15 protein-coding genes are annotated in these 16,833 nt (G+C 48.6%); 2 read left to right on the forward strand and 13 right to left on the reverse strand.

Going from position 1 to position 16,833, the window contains the following annotated elements; genetic code table 11:
* Window positions 1-68: 68 nt before the first annotated feature.
* The 6 genes from ITJ87_RS15760 to dnaN form a co-directional block, all read right to left on the reverse strand.
* Window positions 69-1,772 carry a serine protease gene (locus ITJ87_RS15760; protein ID WP_117965301.1) on the reverse strand — a complete coding sequence of 568 codons (1,704 nt, stop codon included), beginning with the start codon at window positions 1,770-1,772 and terminating at the stop codon, window positions 69-71.
* A gap of 3 nt (window positions 1,773-1,775) precedes the next feature.
* Window positions 1,776-2,516, reverse strand: coding sequence for a 23S rRNA (guanosine(2251)-2'-O)-methyltransferase RlmB (gene rlmB, locus ITJ87_RS15765; protein WP_005831382.1), 741 nt, complete (start codon window positions 2,514-2,516; stop codon window positions 1,776-1,778).
* Between the two features lie 28 nt (window positions 2,517-2,544).
* Window positions 2,545-4,215, reverse strand: coding sequence for a DNA repair protein RecN (gene recN, locus ITJ87_RS15770; protein ID WP_117965303.1), 1,671 nt, complete (start codon window positions 4,213-4,215; stop codon window positions 2,545-2,547).
* An 18-nt stretch (window positions 4,216-4,233) separates the two neighbouring features.
* The gene (gene coaBC / locus ITJ87_RS15775; protein WP_117965305.1) at window positions 4,234-5,463 is read right to left on the reverse strand and encodes a bifunctional phosphopantothenoylcysteine decarboxylase/phosphopantothenate--cysteine ligase CoaBC; all 1,230 of its coding nucleotides are present in this window, start codon (window positions 5,461-5,463) and stop codon (window positions 4,234-4,236) included.
* Entirely contained in the window at window positions 5,464-6,234 is a 771-nt protein-coding gene (locus ITJ87_RS15780; RefSeq protein WP_005831385.1) for a 3'-5' exonuclease, read from the reverse strand.
* A 138-nt stretch (window positions 6,235-6,372) separates the two neighbouring features.
* On the reverse strand, window positions 6,373-7,497 hold the full coding sequence (dnaN, locus tag ITJ87_RS15785; RefSeq protein WP_005831387.1) for a DNA polymerase III subunit beta: 1,125 nt from the start codon (window positions 7,495-7,497) through the stop codon (window positions 6,373-6,375).
* A 187-nt stretch (window positions 7,498-7,684) separates the two neighbouring features.
* On the opposite strand from dnaN, the gene ITJ87_RS15790 reads away from it, so the two are divergent.
* On the forward strand, window positions 7,685-8,053 hold the full coding sequence (locus ITJ87_RS15790; RefSeq protein ID WP_117965307.1) for a DUF3127 domain-containing protein: 369 nt from the start codon (window positions 7,685-7,687) through the stop codon (window positions 8,051-8,053).
* Between the two features lie 164 nt (window positions 8,054-8,217).
* On the opposite strand, the gene ITJ87_RS15795 is transcribed toward ITJ87_RS15790, so the two are convergent.
* The 5 genes from ITJ87_RS15795 to ITJ87_RS15815 form a co-directional block, all read right to left on the reverse strand.
* Window positions 8,218-9,858, reverse strand: a complete 1,641-nt coding sequence (locus ITJ87_RS15795) for a DUF3352 domain-containing protein (protein WP_117965309.1) — start codon at window positions 9,856-9,858, stop codon at window positions 8,218-8,220.
* A gap of 72 nt (window positions 9,859-9,930) precedes the next feature.
* The gene (locus ITJ87_RS15800) at window positions 9,931-10,698 is read right to left on the reverse strand and encodes an MBL fold metallo-hydrolase (protein WP_117600318.1); all 768 of its coding nucleotides are present in this window, start codon (window positions 10,696-10,698) and stop codon (window positions 9,931-9,933) included.
* Window positions 10,699-10,768: 70 nt separating this feature from the next.
* Window positions 10,769-11,755: a UDP-N-acetylmuramate dehydrogenase gene (gene murB / locus ITJ87_RS15805; protein ID WP_117965311.1), complete on the reverse strand. Its 987-nt coding sequence runs from the start codon at window positions 11,753-11,755 to the stop codon at window positions 10,769-10,771.
* A 17-nt stretch (window positions 11,756-11,772) separates the two neighbouring features.
* Window positions 11,773-12,621, reverse strand: coding sequence for a DUF4348 domain-containing protein (locus ITJ87_RS15810; RefSeq protein ID WP_117600411.1), 849 nt, complete (start codon window positions 12,619-12,621; stop codon window positions 11,773-11,775).
* 20 nt (window positions 12,622-12,641) lie between these two features.
* Window positions 12,642-13,598 carry an NAD-dependent epimerase/dehydratase family protein gene (locus ITJ87_RS15815; protein ID WP_117600320.1) on the reverse strand — a complete coding sequence of 319 codons (957 nt, stop codon included), beginning with the start codon at window positions 13,596-13,598 and terminating at the stop codon, window positions 12,642-12,644.
* A gap of 154 nt (window positions 13,599-13,752) precedes the next feature.
* Here ITJ87_RS15815 and kbl point away from each other — a divergent pair, with 154 nt between their 5' ends.
* Window positions 13,753-14,940 (forward strand): glycine C-acetyltransferase, encoded by a 1,188-nt coding sequence (gene kbl, locus ITJ87_RS15820; RefSeq protein ID WP_117965412.1) that lies wholly within the window; start codon window positions 13,753-13,755, stop codon window positions 14,938-14,940.
* A 65-nt stretch (window positions 14,941-15,005) separates the two neighbouring features.
* On the opposite strand, the gene ITJ87_RS15825 is transcribed toward kbl, so the two are convergent.
* Complete coding sequence (locus ITJ87_RS15825) at window positions 15,006-15,488, reverse strand: ferritin (protein ID WP_117600321.1); 483 nt, start codon at window positions 15,486-15,488, stop codon at window positions 15,006-15,008.
* Between the two features lie 135 nt (window positions 15,489-15,623).
* Window positions 15,624-16,784, reverse strand: coding sequence for a diaminopimelate decarboxylase (gene lysA / locus ITJ87_RS15830; RefSeq protein ID WP_117600322.1), 1,161 nt, complete (start codon window positions 16,782-16,784; stop codon window positions 15,624-15,626).
* Window positions 16,785-16,833 lie beyond the last annotated feature (49 nt).

Below are 16,833 nucleotides of genomic sequence, written 5' to 3' on the forward strand. Positions count from 1 at the left end.
ACACGGGGGAGTTCCCCAAAACAGAGGCTCTGCTTGCGAAAGCAGAGCCTTTATTCTATCCCATCCCTTTACTTGCAATGCTTCTCAATCAAAGCATCCACATTGGGATCACCCAATTCCTTTGCCTTGGCAAAGCTGGTACAAGCTTCCTTGTCCTTCTTCATCTGCAGCTGGGCGATACCCATCAGACGGTAGGCCTCGGCATACTTAGGGTCTTTCTCCAAGGCAGCCTTCAGCACATTCAACGCCTCCTCGTAACGTCCCACGCGAAGATTCACCACTGCCAGTTCGGCACGGTAGGTCAAATCCTCCGGATTCAATTCGATGGCCTTCGCCATATCGTCCAGCGCACGCTGGTACTGCTTGGCCTTCAAAGCAGCCTGCTCACGGTAATAGTAGAACATGTCGTTCACTTTACCGTTCACGGCATTGTAATAGGCGTCATAATCCAGCATGGCATTGCGCGCCTGGTCTGCATTCATGCGGGCTTGGGCACGCTCCAACAAATAAGGGGCGGCTTCCTCCGTATAGGGCTGGGTAAAGCGGGCCACACAGCTGTCCATCAGAGCCAGTACCTCTTCGGCAGGTACCTGCATCAGTTCCTTGGTCTTGGCGGCACTGAAGAAGGTAGCCGGAGATGCCAGAATGGTCTTATTCACTTTATCATAGCTGGTAAATGCCGACGGATACTCCTGCTTGGCAAACAGGATGTCACCCTCCAACTGGACATAAACCGGAAGTTCGTCAATGGCTATCGCTTTCCGTACCTCGTCCAGAGCCTTGTCGAGCGACCAGTCCTTATAAACTTTCTCGGGCTTGCCCAATGCATAATTATAGATTATCTTGGCCCGGTTGTAATGCACATCATCTTTCTTTGCGGCAACCTCCAAAGCCTTATCCATGTCTGCAGCAACCTTATCCATGGAAGCATCTTCACGGGACATGAACAGATGCTGGGAAGCACGGCGCAGATAACCGTCGGCACTGGCAGGATATTGTGCAATGAAATCGTTCAGAGTCTCCATATACTTCTCCGGAGACAGTTGGGAAGAAGCCATGTAGAGGAACACCAAAGCCTGCTCCTCGGTATCGGGCAATGCCTTCTTGATACCGATGCCCTTCAATGACATATCTCCATAAGACAATGCGGAGATATTCTGCGACATGGCGAAATTAGCGTCAATGGCATAGCAGATGGTAGCCGTGTCTTGTCCGGAGGACTTCTGCGCCAGGCCGAAGACCTGCCCGTCCACAGTCATCAGCGGACAGCTCACCATCTTGTCCTTCAGACGCATATCGAGCGTATAATAGGAATAGTTGCCGGAAATCTTATCAGCCTCCTTTACTTTCCCGGTAGTAAAAGAACGGTCCTTCTGGGTGGAATAAGGCAGCAAATATACATCCGCGCCGACAGCCGGAGCCACAGCAGCCAAAGTGAGCGCCGTGACTTTCTTTCCGGGGATGCCGACACGGAACTTGACAACATCGTACATATCATCAGCTCCCATAATGGCCTCCACCGGCATCTGTGCCCCGTCCAAGCTCATCACAACGGCGCGCTGGGCACCTTTGAACAAGGTGTAGTCAGAAAGCGCAATGCCATCTTCAGTGACAAAAAAGCCGTTTCCAGTATTCAGTATCTTATCGTTCTGGTCGTAAGTCACTACCGAGAAAACCGCACGTTTGGCTTTGTATACCCACTTCGGGGCTTGTGCCACACTCCACTGAGCCAATAAACAGAGAGTGAGCATCAACAGCAATTTCTTTTTCATATCTTAGTTGGTTCTTTGTTTTACCGCTTCATAAATCAAAATGCCGGCTGCAACGGAAACATTGAGGGACTCGATGGTTCCCAACATGGGAATCTTCACCCACTCGTCACACAACGCCAGGTTGTCATAGGACACCCCCTTGTCTTCGGCACCCATAATGATACACATCGGACCGGTATAGTCGGCTTTGGTATAGTCGTAATCGCCTTTCTCCGTGGCTGCCACAATATGGAAACCACTATTCTTGAGGAATTGCAGGGTCTCTTTCAAGCTGTGTTCGCGGCAAACGGGCAAGGTGTGCAAGGCTCCCGCCGAGGTTTTCATGGCATCTGCGTTGACAGATACACTGTTCCGTGCGGGGATAATCACGGCATCTACCGCCGCACACTCGCAAGTACGGGCAATGGCGCCGAAATTGCGGACATCCGTGATGCCGTCGAGCATCACAAACAGAGGATTCTTGCCCTGCTCGAAAAGGAAAGGTACCAAGTCCTCCGTCTTCTGGTAAGTGACTGAAGAGATGAAGGCAATCACTCCCTGGTGATTCTTACGCGTCACGCGGTTGATGCGTTCCACCGGAACGCGCTGTACCGGTATCAAAGTCCCTTTCAAGACAGCGAACAGCTCTTTTGACAAATCACTCTGAATGTCCTTCTTTACCAATATCTTGTCTATCTCTTTTCCTGCCTGAATGGCTTCTATCACGGCACGGACGCCGAAAATCATTTCACTGTTATCAACCATATATGGGTATTTACTATTTGACAATTTGCTATTTACTATTTGATACTTCCAGCAATGCTCTGGCATTGTTCAGTGCGGCTTCGGTCAGCTTAGCGCCACTCAGCATGTGGGCTATTTCTTCCACGCGTTCATCGTCGGTCAGACGACGGATGTGGCTGTTTGTTTCCGTCTCGTTGTCCTGCTTGTACACCTTGTAATGGGCGCGTCCGCGGGCAGCAATCTGGGGCAGATGGGTAATGCTGATTACCTGGCGGTCCTGCTCACCCATCTCCTGCATGATATCCGCCATGCGGTCGGCTATCTCGCCGGAGACTCCGGTATCTATTTCGTCGAATACAATGGTAGGAAGCTTGACGGCACCGGCTATCATTGCTTTGATGGAGAGCATGACGCGAGCTATTTCACCACCCGAAGCTACGGAGGAGACGCTTTGCAATGCCCCGTTCTTATTCGCAGAAAACAAAAAGTTCACAGTATCCGCCCCGTGTATGCCCGGCTCTTTGCGGGCACCTATCTCTACTTGGAAACGGACATTGGGCATGCCCAACGGAATCAGCCGCGCAGCCATCTGCTTCTCCACTTCACGGGCAGCGGCAGTACGCGCCTTGGTGAGGACAGCAGCCTGCTTTTTCACCTTATTATATAAAGCGTCGCAACGCGCTTTCAGTTCCTCTATGTGCTCGTCGGACGAAGTGATAGCAGAGAGTTTGGCGGCGTATTCATCCGTCAACGCCAGAAGTTCGCCGACAGTGGAAACGCGGTGCTTCTGTTGGAGCGTATAAATCAAGTTCAGACGTTCGTTCACTTCTTCCAGACGTTCGGGGTTGAACTCTATTTCATCCTCCTTACCCGACACTTCCTGCGAAATATCCTTCAACTCGATATAAGTGCTTTCCATGCGTTCGGCAAGTTCTCCGGCAACCGGATAAACCCTCTGCAGGCCGAGCATCGTGTTCAAGCACTCCTTCAGCCCGGACAACAAGCCTCCTTCGTCCGAGTAGAGCGTCTGCCCCACCCGATAGAGTCCGGCCTTTATCTCTTCCGCATGGCTCAGCGTATCCGCCTCTTGCTCCAGCTCCTCCTGCTCACCGGCAGACAAGTGTGCCTCTTCCAACTGTTCCAGTTGGAAACGGATATAGTCTTCGTCCGACTTATCCTGATTGGCACGGGCAACAAGGGCCTCCAAATCCTGCTGTGCCTGCTTCCATGCTCCGAAGATATGCTGGTAAGCAGACAAGGCATCTTCGTTATGCGACAAGATGTCCAGTACATTCAACTGAAATCCTTCCTTGTTCAACAATAGGTTCTGATGCTGGGAATGCACGTCAATCAGCTGTTCTCCCAGCTCCTTCATCTGAGCCAATGAAGCAGGCGTGTCATTGATGAATGCCCGGCTCTTGCCCGAAGCAGACACCTCGCGGCGCAGGATGCATTCTTCCTCGTACTCCAACTCATTCTCCTCAAAGAAAGGCTGCATACCGTAAGCGGAAATATCAAAACGGGCCTCGATAATGCACTTCGAAGCTCCTACACGAATGGCTTTCACATCGGCACGCTGTCCCAGCAGCAGACCGATGGCACCCAGAATAATGGATTTTCCAGCACCGGTCTCACCCGTTATCACCGAGAAACCGCTGCTGAAGCTGATATCGAGCTTTTCAATAAGCGCATAATTCTGTATGTAAAGCGAACGCAACATAAGGATATTGACGATTTACTATTTACTATTTAAATCTTTCACCAGACGGTCTACGATGTCGGCAGCCACTTCGGCTTTGGACTTCAAGGGGTAGTCCGTCTTTCCCTGGTGGTCTATGATACTGATTTTATTGGTATCGCAACGAAAACCGGCTCCCTTGTCGTTCAGGGAGTTCAGCACGATGAAGTCCAGATTCTTGCGGTTGAGCTTGTCTTCCGCATTCATCTGCTCGTTATGAGTCTCAAGGGCAAAGCCTACGAGGAGGCGCCGTTGGTACTCTGTATCGTTCTTCAGATTGCCTAAGAAAGCGGCTATGTCGCGGGTAGGTTTCAAGTTCAAACTCATCTCCCCGGTCTTTTCACGTTTGATTTTCTCATCGGCAACTTGTTCGGGAGTATAGTCTGCCACAGCAGCCGTCAAGATGGCGGCATCGGCATGGACAAAGGCTGCGGATGCAGCATCGAACATCTCCTGCGCCGACTCTACCACATGGTATTGATGCATCGGAAAATAAGTGGTCTGCTGCACCGGACCGGCAATCAGTATCACCTTGGCTCCCCTTGCAGCACATTCGTCTGCCAAGGCAAATCCCATCTTACCGGAAGAATAGTTGCCGATAAAGCGCACCGGGTCTATCTTCTCATAAGTAGGTCCTGCGGTTATCATCACTGTCTTCCCCACCAGGTCTCCCTCTTTGGCAGCAAAGTACATTTCCAGATGGCAAATGATATTCTCCGGTTCCTCCATACGGCCTTTCCCCACCAGATGGCTGGCGAGTTCTCCCGTAGCGGGTTCTATGATGTGGTTTCCATAAGAACGGAGTATATCCAGATTCTTTTGGGTGGAAGGATGGGCATACATGTCCAGGTCCATGGCAGGCGCCACAAACACCGGAGCTTTGGCGGAAAGATAGGTGGTAATCAGCATATTGTCTGCCACGCCATTCGCCATCTTGCCGATGGTGGAAGCCGTAGCCGGGGCTATCAGCATGGCATCTGCCCACAGACCGAGGTTCACATGACTGTTCCAGGTGCCATCACGTTGTGCAAAGAACTCACTGATAACCGGTTTGCTAGTCAGAGCAGAGAGCGTGATGGGGGTAATAAATTCCTTACCGGCAGGCGTAATGACCACCTGCACCTCTGCACCACGTTTAATCAGTCCGCGAATAATATAACATGCTTTATAGGCTGCAATGCTGCCAGTAATGCCCAATACTATTTTCTTCCCTTTCAGTATATTTGCCATTTATTTCTGAGTCATTTCACGCAGACGTATCTTGGTCAGCGTGGCTTTGGTATTCAAAGTAAAATCACTGTTCAGAATCCAACTGTAATAGCCGGGATCGCGCTTCAGGACATCGGATACCGACATGCCCTTGTACTTGCCGAAGTTGAATACTTCCACACCTTTGTCATCGTAAACCATACGGCCGGCAAAGTCCACATTCTTGTTGAAGCTGGAATAGTCGGCAAGGAAAGCCACGTCATTCTGCAACTCCGGATAGCGGTCCAACTGAGACATCAGCACCTCGTAAGTGGCACGTGTATCAGCCTCTGCCGTATGGGCGTCTTCCAGATTCTTGCCGCAATAGAATTTATAGGCAGCAGACAGCGTGCGTTGCTCCATCTTGTGGAAAATGACCTGCACGTCCACAAACTTGCGGCGGCTCATGTCAATGTCCACACCGGCACGAAGGAACTCTTCCGCCAGGACGGGGATATCAAAACGGTTGGAGTTGAAGCCCGCCAAGTCGCATCCTTCAATGTCATTGGCAATGTTGCGCGCCACTTCCTTGAATGTGGGGCAGTCGGCTATATCGGCATCGTAGATGCCATGAACGGCAGATGCTTCGGCAGGAATGGGCATTTCGGGGTTGATACGCATGGTTTTGGACTCCTCATTCCCGTTGGGATATACCTTGAGGTAACAAATTTCGACAATTCGGTCTGAGTTGATATTGGTACCCGTAGTCTCCAAATCAAAAAAGACTATCGGATTTTTCAGATTCAATTTCATTGTTTTTTCGTTTTATAAGCTCTGGCTATGAGCTATAAATTATAAGTTTAACTTACAAGCCACGAGCTACAAGTACCGTGCGGCATAATTGCGCAGCCACTTGTAGCTCGTAGCTCATAATCCGATTGCTAATATTCATCAGTCATTCAGCATCATCGGCATCAGCAGCATCAGCAAGTCTTCGTTCTCTTCCTGCTCTACCGGAATAATGACACCTGCACGTGAAGGATCTGCCAGTTCGATAACGATTTCATCGGCAGAAATGTTATTCAGAATGTCAATCAGGAAAGTGGACTTGAAACCGATGCTCATCGGATTGCCCGCATATTGGCAAACCAGTGTTTCTTCGGCCGATGTAGAGAAGTCGATGTCCTGTGCGGAGATGACAATCAGATTCTCCTGCATACGGAGCTTGATAAGGCTGCTTGCCTGCGAAGAGAAGATGGACACGCGGCGCAAAGCACCGAGCAGTTGCAGGCGGTCTACCGTCACTTTATAAGGGTTGTTCTGCGGAATCACAGAGTTGTAGTTGGGATAGCGACCTTCGATAAGACGGCACACCATGCGGTAGCTTTCCAGTGTGAACACAGCGTTGCGTTCGTCGAACTCGATAGTCACCATGCCTTGCTCTTTCGGCAGCAGATTCTTCATCAGCGAAGCCGGCTTCTTGGGCAGGATAAAGGCGGCACGTTCGTTACCTTTGGCGGCCAGTGTCTTGCAGCGCACCAGCTTATGACCGTCTGATGCCACCATCGTGATGTCCTCCGTTGTGATATCGAAATAGATACCGTTCATCACGGGACGAAGCTCGTCATCAGCCGTAGCAAACACGGCACGGTTGATACCACCCAGCAACACTTGTGCATCCATTTCCACACGTACGGCATTGTCACCCAACATGGCAGACTGCGGGAACTCGTCCGCATTCTGCCCCATCAGGCTGTATTTACCGTTCTGATACTGTACCGTGATTTCAAGGGAATCCGTATTGATTTCAAAAGTCAACGGTTGTTCGGGAATTTCCTTCAAAGCGTCCAAAAGGGTTTTGGCTGTGACGGCAAAACGGCCGTCCATATCACTTTCATTCACTTCGACTGTAGTGACCATCGTCGTTTCACTGTCGGAAACAGTTGCAGACAAGGTTCCGTCTTGCAGTTCAAAGAGGAAACAATCCAAAATAGGCAACGCATTCTTCGAATTAATCACACGGCTGATAGCCTGCAAATGACTGGAGAGCGCAGTACTCGAAACGATAAATTTCATATCTTCTGTATATTTAAGTTTTTTATTTTGCTAACGTCTTAGAAACCGTTTTTATATTTTTCAAACTGACGGACAAAGTTAAAAAAAGAATTCCCTACGACAAAGAAATAGCAAGAAAAAACAGCCGAATATTCGTCTCATATTCCTAAAAAATTGTAACTTCGCCGCATCATTTAAAAAGAAAACAATGGAATTTACAGGAAAAATCATCGCTATACTCCAGCCCAGAGGCGGAGTTTCCAAGTCGGGTAACGAATGGAAAGCACAGGAATATGTGATTGAAGATCATGGTCAATACCCGCGTAAAATGTGTTTTGACGTGTTTGGAGCAGACAAAATAGAACAGTTCAATATTCAGATGGGTGAAGAGTTGACAGTATCTTTTGATATAGACGCACGCCAATGGCAAAACCGTTGGTTCAACAGTATTCGCGCATGGAAGATAGAACGCGTAAGCACTGCCGCACCCACTCCGGGCGCTCCCGTTCCGCCGCCAGCTCCCACTGCCGCACCGGAATTCCTCGCAGGGGATGCAAAGGATGACTTGCCGTTCTAAAACTAAGTTATAACTCACCACAAAATTGTACAGATTAACGCATATTACCCTAAAACATTGATAATCGACATCTTCAATTGCAGCAATCTGTGTAATTCTGTGGTGAATGTATATTTTGACTTTCCTTGTGCCTATTATCCCTCAGCACACTACAGCACGACTGATTAATCATCCCCCTTATAAAGCAATACAATATTCGGATAAACCACCCCTTCTGTACAAGTGAACTGTACTGCAAGCATGAAGTGACGGAAGAAGTTGGATTGGCGGAAGAAGAAGTTCGGTATCAGACGCACATACGTTTCCGGCTGACTCAGCATCATCTCCATATCCACCATCATTACAAAATTATATATGGGTGAAAGACTGCCGATACCCTCTTCATACACCGGTGTTCCGTCCAATACATCTCCACTCTCCACCGCTTCAATATAGGCAGAAAGGCTCAGTGCATCAGGAGCCAGCAACAGACTACCCCGATAGAAACAGGCAAAGGTATAAAGGGCAGACTCCGTGATACCCGTCAACTGGGTAAGCAGCGTGTTACGGGGCAGCACATATTTAGAAAACCTCCTTGCTTTGGGATACAACGAATTATTTGAAACCACCTTCGGCATAAGCGGAGCATCCTCTTCCTTGGGAGTACTGTAAAGCAAAGACTGCAAGCAGCGTTCCGCTGCCAGCTCATCCTTGAGAGGAATACACATCACGGCGCAAGGCAGCTTGTCCAACGTGTCTTTCGACTGAAACAAGCAAGACATCACGTTCTCCCCCGCATGCTCATTCAAGTAAGCAATCCACTCTTCGTCGCGCTGCTTGATATAGTCTGAATAGGTGGCCTTGGCATACTCCTGACTGGCAGTGAAGCCAAACCAGGCATCTCTGTCAGACATTGCCCAGCGATCGTAAAAGAAAGTGGAAGACGGAAGCAGAGACCCGGAAAATCCGTCCTCTACCGGCTGCTGCACCCGCAAGGCATTGATAAACGTCTGTGTGGAATCCGATCCGTGGCTGACACCGGAACAATAGATGGCATCTTCATTGAACTTCATGTCAAACTCTGCCCAACTGCCCAGCTGCGTCTGCGAACGAATACCGTCCGTAGTTTTCCCCATACCCACTCCTTTCATACGCACATAGACTGTGGCAGCTACATTGTTGTGTTTGCCCGCGTGCATAGTACGGAAAGAAGGGAGGTTCATCAGGGACTTTTTGCTGCGCCGCGCATCAATCACATGTTCTATCAAACGCTTCTGGAAACTTACAACCAGAAAATCGGGAGTGAAGTAGGCAGCCAGAAAACGACCGTCTGCCATGGGATAGATACGTATCTCCTCTCCCTTGTAATCGAAATACTTGGAAGGGAACGAACTGGAGCAGTACTTCTCCACAAAAGACTCCACTAACTCATAATCACCCGAACCCAAACTGCAATACAATACTTGGTTCATCGGTGTATCTGGCTCGTGAAAGCTAATCAGCATCTTGTTCATCTGTTTACTCAGTCCATGTGGAGTATCTTCCACCAAAGTATACAAATACTTCTTCAAGTAAACAAAAAGCTCCGATACGTATAGAAAATGATTGTCTTTGCTGCAATTCAACTCATTGATATCTTCCACGAGGTCTGCCATACGGTCGGTTTCGAGTATGGCTGTGGCATCTTGCGGCACCAAAGTATAAAGATTGAAATCCTGCCGGTTCTCCACCGAATTCAACCGCAGGAAAGAATACACGCCAAAGCCGGTACATAGCAGCACTATGGACACAACGACAGCTATCTGTATGAGGAGTCGGAGTTTCATGGCATTTATTCATCAACTTTTGGCAAAAATAACATTTTCTACTAATAAAACAAAACAAATGTTTCAAAAAGTTTAGAAATCTATTTCAAGTCCATCGTAGGCAAAGTGCACATGGGGTGGCAGCCGCTTTTCGATGTCAGTATGAAGCCCTGCATGATGGCTCATATGGATAAAATAGGTCTCTTTGGCACCAATACGTCCGGCAGCCTCCAACGCCTCCGAAATACTCTGGTGCGTAGGATGCGGCTTTGGCCGTAAAGCATTCATTACCAAAACATCCAAGCCTTTCAATTGTTCATAAGATTCCTCAGGCATTGTGTGCATATCCGTGATATATCCCAAGCGGCCGCCAATGCGGTAGCCCAGGATGGGAAGCCTGCCGTGCATCACCCGTAAAGGCAGCACCTCCGTCCTGTTGATGTGAAACACTTGCCCCGCCTCCACTTCCTGCAGATAAATACGCGGAACTCCCGGATATACTTTATCGACAAAACAGTAAGGCATCCTTGTCCGCAGATGGGCAGCAGTGTAGGCATCGGAGTAGATAGGAATATCGGCAAAACGACCGAACGGGCGCAAATCATCCAGACCGCCCACATGGTCATAATGTTCGTGTGTCACCAGTACGCCGTCTATCTTCTCAAAAGAAGAGGCGCACAGCATCTGTTCCCTGAAGTCAGGACCACAATCTATCAATATCACCGCATCATCCGTATGCAGCAGGGATGACGCACGCAAGCGGTTGTCCCGCGGGTCAGTGGAAGTACAGACCGGACAAGTACAGCCTATCTCAGGCACACCGGTCGAAGTCCCGCTTCCTAATATTCTGAGTTTCCCCATTGACTAAATCAAATAAATTTCTAAAATCAGGTTATATACAACGATGTTTGGGTGTGTCAAAACTCTCTTACTATTTTATCAAACAAACTTCCGGGTGAATATCAATGCCGAATTTCTCGCGGACAGAAGCGCGCACGGCATCTGAAAGAGCGACAATATCCGCTCCCGTGGCACCACCCGAATTCACCAGTACCAACGCCTGCCGATCGTGCACCGCAGCAGGCCCCAGCGCTTTACCTTTCCAGCCACACCGGTCTATCATCCAGGCAGCCGGTATCTTTACCCGGCCGGCATCCACATCATAGTGGGGCATGTCCGGATATTCCCGTTGCAAGGACTCCAACTGCCGACGCGGCACAATGGGGTTCATAAAAAAACTACCCGCATTGCCCAGCACCTTCGGATCGGGCAATTTGCTTTGACGGATGTCTATAATCACCCGGCGCAAAGTTTCCAAATTCAGCACCGGATATTTCTCCAGCTCCTGCTGGATAGTACCGTAACCCAATGTATAATGTTCCCGTTTACCCAGGCAGAAGTTCACATAAGTCACAAACACGGTCTTCATCTCCGGTTGCTTAAACAAGCTCTTTCTGTAAGAGTAGCCGCACTCGTCCACTCCGTAGATACGCTTCTCCCCTGCCATGTTTATGGTTTCCACGGATGTTATCAGGTCCTTTACTTCCACACCATAGGCACCGATATTCTGTACTGCACTCGCCCCTACCTCACCCGGTATCAGCGAAAGGTTCTCGGCACCATACCAACGCCGCTCCACACAGTAGGCCACAAAATCGTCCCATATCACACCGGCGCCCACACGCACCGACACGTGCTCCTCATCCTCTGACGTCACCTCCAGGCCACCGATGCGTGAATGCAGCACCGTGCCTTCATAATCCTTGATAAAGAGCAGGTTGCTCCCTCCACCGATATGTAGCCAAGGTGCAACAACATGTCCTGCCGCAATCAATTCCCGCAGTTCATCCTCCGAACCGTATTCCAGAAATCTTGCAGCAGTAACGTCAATTCCAAATGTATTGGGTATTTTCCTCAAACCTTTCCTCCTCTATTTTAAATGCTCGTGTCTTCATATTTGTACAGCTCCCATCCCTTACCGCGTTTGCGGAAATAGAAGATATTGGAGTACCCGTTGCCTATACCATTTACCTTCAGTATCTTGGTATCCGACAAGTCCTCATTCTTCTGTCCGTAATTGATATTAGACAATCTGTCGGTAGGCATTACCGGACGGAAGGCATACCACTGGTCCACATCCAAAGTAGTTTCCAGGATAGAAAACTCGTCATCAGGGTCTATGGTGATGAATTGTAGCGGATGGCTGATATGCTTGCTTTGATAGACACTGTCCCTCACAAAACGGGTATAGAATTCCACGAAGTCCTCATTTTCACCTTTCTCCATCTCGCGCAGGTTGATGGCCTCGAGCATCCACATTCCCCGCTTCCGCTCAAAATAATAACGCTTCACCATACGCGTTTTCAAGAAAATCCACTCCACTTGTACCGATGTCAGCGTAGTATCACCCACCATGTCCATATCCTCTTCCTTATCAAAAAGCAAGGTGTAACAGTTCTCCTTGGTAAACAGATAATCGTGCTTCCAGAAGTCCGCCTCTATCTTCAGCGGAGTATCACGGTCATAATAGGGCAAAGGAAATACCGTCCTCTGCCTTTGCAGGGCATCATCCGAAGCATAATTGAAGATAAAATCATCAAACAGCTCGTCTGCCACCATCGGCTTCGGTTCTTCCTTCACTTCTGCTTCCTGCAGCGTATCGGCCTTGTAACCGGCCGAATCCACCATTTCCGCAATGGTAGCAAAGGGATCCATTTTCGCCTTTTTGTTTCCACACGAAATCAAAAAGGCGAGTAACAAAAATCCCAATAAAAGTTTTTTCATTCTTTGCGGACCGCTTACGGTCACCTATTTAATTTAGCCTTCAATTTCTCAAGCATGTCTACGGTCATGGACTCCAGGTCATACTGCGGCATCCAGTCCCATTCCTCGCGTGCACAAGAGTCATCCAGAGAGTCGGGCCAGCTATCAGCAATGGCCTGCTTCAGCGGATCAATCTCGTATACCATCTCAAAATCAGGCACATGCTTCTTGATTTCCTGATAAATCTGTTCAGGGTCAAAACTCATGGAGGCGATGTTGAAGGCGTTGCGGTGCTTCAGCCTTGCCGGTGCTGCTTCCATCAGTGAGATGGCCGCATTCAGTGCATCAGGCATATACATCATATCCATATACGTACCGGCCTTCACCGGACATACGAATTTTTCTCCCTTCACGGCAGAGTAGAAAATATCTACCGCATAGTCCGTAGTGCCGCCACCCGGAGGGGTCACGTTCGAAATGATTCCCGGAAAACGTACCGAGCGTGTATCCACACCATATTTTGTATAGTAATAGTCACTCAACAATTCAGTCGTCACTTTAGTCACGCCATACATGGTACGCGGACGCTGGATAGTGTCCTGTGGTGTCTTCACGTGAGGCGTAGCTTCGCCGAACGAACCGATGGAACTCGGGGTAAACACGGCACAATTGTACTCGCGCGCCACTTCAAGTACATTCCACAACCCGTCGATACCGATTTTCCAAGCCATGGCCGGACGGCTTTCGGCAACTACCGAGAGCAAGGCAGCCAGGTTGTAGATTGTATCAATCTTGAACTGACGCGCCACCACCTCGATGGACTGACGGTCTGTCACATCGGCAATAGCCGAAGGACCGGATGCTTTCAATTCTCCCTTGGGCATAGCACTCGGAATGTATCCTGCCACAACATGGTCATCGCCATAACGTTTGCGCAACTCCAGTGTGAGTTCCGATCCAATCTGTCCGGTAGCTCCAATTACCAAAATATTCTTCATACGAGTTATTTATAAGGTTTCGTTATTATATATGGTGCAAATATACACACTTTTTTTTCATATTTCTGCCATATTGTTATTGTTTATTCCAAGAAAAATGATGTTCTTTGTGGGAAATGTAACGACAACGTATTACCTAAAAAATAAAAATGCTATGTACGGTAAAATGAAAGACCATCTCAGCAAGACTATTGCTGAAATAAAAGAAGCCGGACTCTACAAGGAAGAGCGACTGATTAAGAGTGCACAACAAGCTGCCATCACCGTAAAAGGCAAAGAGGTACTGAACTTCTGTGCCAACAACTACCTGGGACTGTCCAACCACCCGCGGCTGATTGCCGCCGCCCAGCAGATTATGGAACACCGTGGATACGGCATGTCGTCCGTACGTTTCATCTGCGGAACGCAGGACATCCACAAGGAGCTTGAAGCAGCCATCTCCGACTACTTCAAGACTGAAGACACCATTCTCTATGCCGCTTGCTTCGACGCCAATGGCGGGGTATTTGAACCCCTCTTCACCGAAGAAGACGCTATCATCTCGGACTCCCTGAACCATGCTTCCATCATTGACGGCGTACGCCTCTGCAAAGCCAAACGCTATCGCTACGCCAATGCCGACATGGCCGACCTGGAAAAATGCCTGCAGAAAGCCCAAGCACAGCGTTTCCGTATCATTGTTACGGACGGGGTATTCTCCATGGACGGCAACGTTGCCCCGATGGACCGAATTTGCGACCTTGCCGAGAAATACGACGCGCTGGTCATGGTGGACGAATCACACTCTGCCGGTGTGGTAGGCCCCACGGGACACGGCGTAAGCGAACAATATGGCACCTACGGACGCGTAGACATCTACACTGGAACTTTGGGCAAAGCCTTTGGCGGCGCTTTGGGAGGATTCACTACCGGACGTAAGGAAATCATTGACCTGCTGCGCCAACGCAGCCGTCCGTACCTCTTTTCCAATTCATTGGCGCCAGGTATCATCGGCGCCAGTCTCGAGGTATTCAAGATGCTTAAAGAGAGTAATACCCTGCATGACAAACTGCTGGAAAACGTGAATTACTTCCGCGACAAAATGACTGCCGCTGGCTTCGACATCAAGCCGACACAGAGCGCCATCTGCGCCGTCATGCTGTATGATGCCAAACTTTCCCAGATTTATGCCGCCCGCATGCAAGAAGAAGGTATCTACGTTACCGGCTTCTACTACCCCGTAGTGCCCAAAGACCAGGCACGCATCCGCGTACAAATTTCTGCCGGACACGAAAAGGAACATCTGGACAAATGTATTGCCGCATTTATTAAGGTGGGGAAAGAGCTTGGAGTGCTGAAGTGAATTATAAGTTATAACCAAACAAAAAAATCCCACGACTGATTAGCCGCGGGATTTTTTGTTGTTTCTTATTTGCGTTCTCCCAACTTTGCATCAACAAAGAAGATTCCGGTAGTACCAGCTTTCTTCACCATATCCACAATACCAGCAGCAGTAGCTTCTTCTTCTACCTGCTCACGTACAAATCCCCAAAGGAAATCTTGTGTAGCCTTATCTTTTTCTGCAGCAGCAACATCCACCAATGCATCAATCATCTTTGAAACACGGCATTCGTGTTCATAAACCTGCTCGAATACTTCCAACGGAGTACCAAAATCATTGGGAACAACATCAATCTTATCCAATTTAGCCTTACCGCCACGCTTGATGATATAAGAAGCCATTTCGCAAGCATGAGCTTTTTCTTCAGAAGCCTGCTTCTTCAACCAAGCAGCTATACCGTTATAACCTTCTTTCTCCATATAGAAAGACATCGCTAAATAAAGATTGGAAGACCACATCTCAGCCGTAATCTGCTCATTAATTGCATTCTGTAATTTTTCTGTAATCATAATCGTATTTATTAAAATTGAAATCATTACAAAAGTAACAAGAAACCTTAAAAGTTGTTCACACAATAACATTTTTTATACAAAAACAAAGGTCTTGGAATGCTTCGTCATCCATGCAACACGTCTCCAGCCGCTCTATACCAGCTCGTCCGATGTATATCCTTGAGGAAGCTCACGGCAGTTATAGCCCGAAGCCATAATTTCACCATAAGCCCCTGCCGAACGGAGGGCGATAAGGTCACCACGCTTCACGCCATTCAAATCAATAGCCTTACCAAATACATCGGAAGACTCGCAGATGGGTCCTACTACATCATAAGCCTGAACCGGCGCATCCGAAGTGATATTCTCTATTTTATGGAACGCTTGGTAGAGTGCCGGACGAATCAAATCCGTCATGCCAGCATCCAAGATGGCAAACTGCTTGTTGGTACCCTGCTTCACATAAAGTACCTGCGAAATCAATGAACCACATTGTCCCACTACCGCACGTCCCAGCTCAAAGTGAAGCGTCTGATGGGGACGAAGTTTCAAATGGCTGCTGTAAGTCTCGAAGTAGCTTTTAAAGTCAGGTATCGGCTGACGGTTGGGGTGACCATAGTCGATTCCGAGCCCCCCCCCCACATTGACGTGCTCAATGCGGATATGACGGGCTTCCAACTTATCTTGTAATTCGTTGACACGGTTACACAAAGCCACGAAATCACCCATATCCAATATCTGGGAACCGATATGGAAATGCAGTCCGATGAGTCTCAGATTCTTCATATTCTGCGCAATGTCTATCACACGGTCCATATCCTGCATACTGATACCGAACTTATTTTCGGCCAGCCCAGTGGTAATATTGGCATGGGTATGGGCACCTACATTGGGATTGATACGGAAAGCCACATTGGCTACCTTACCTTTAGCGGCAGCCAGCTCATTGATAATTTCCAGCTCAGGGACAGATTCCACATTAAAGCAGAAAATATCATAATCCAGCCCCAGATTAATTTCCCAATCAGCCTTACCCACCCCGGCAAAAACAATCTTGCCAGTGGGAAAACCGGCTTTGATGGCAGCACGGATCTCACCGCCACTTACACAGTCGGCACCCAAACCATTCTCGCGGATAATGGCAAGCACTTTGGGATTGGCGTTGGCCTTCACGGCATAATGCACTGAATAATTACCATACTTCGCCGCCTCCGTACGAATGCAGGCAAGCGTATCACGCAAAACCTTTGTATCGTAGTAATAGAAGGGAGTACGCAATTCGCGGAATTTATTGATGGGAAATGTTCCTTTCATATAATAGCTGTAATCTTTGTTTAGTTTTAAAAAAGGAAATGAAAGAAGT

It is taken from the genome of Bacteroides sp. HF-162 (assembly GCF_015679285.1).
In the GTDB taxonomy this organism is placed as follows: domain Bacteria; phylum Bacteroidota; class Bacteroidia; order Bacteroidales; family Bacteroidaceae; genus Bacteroides; species Bacteroides uniformis.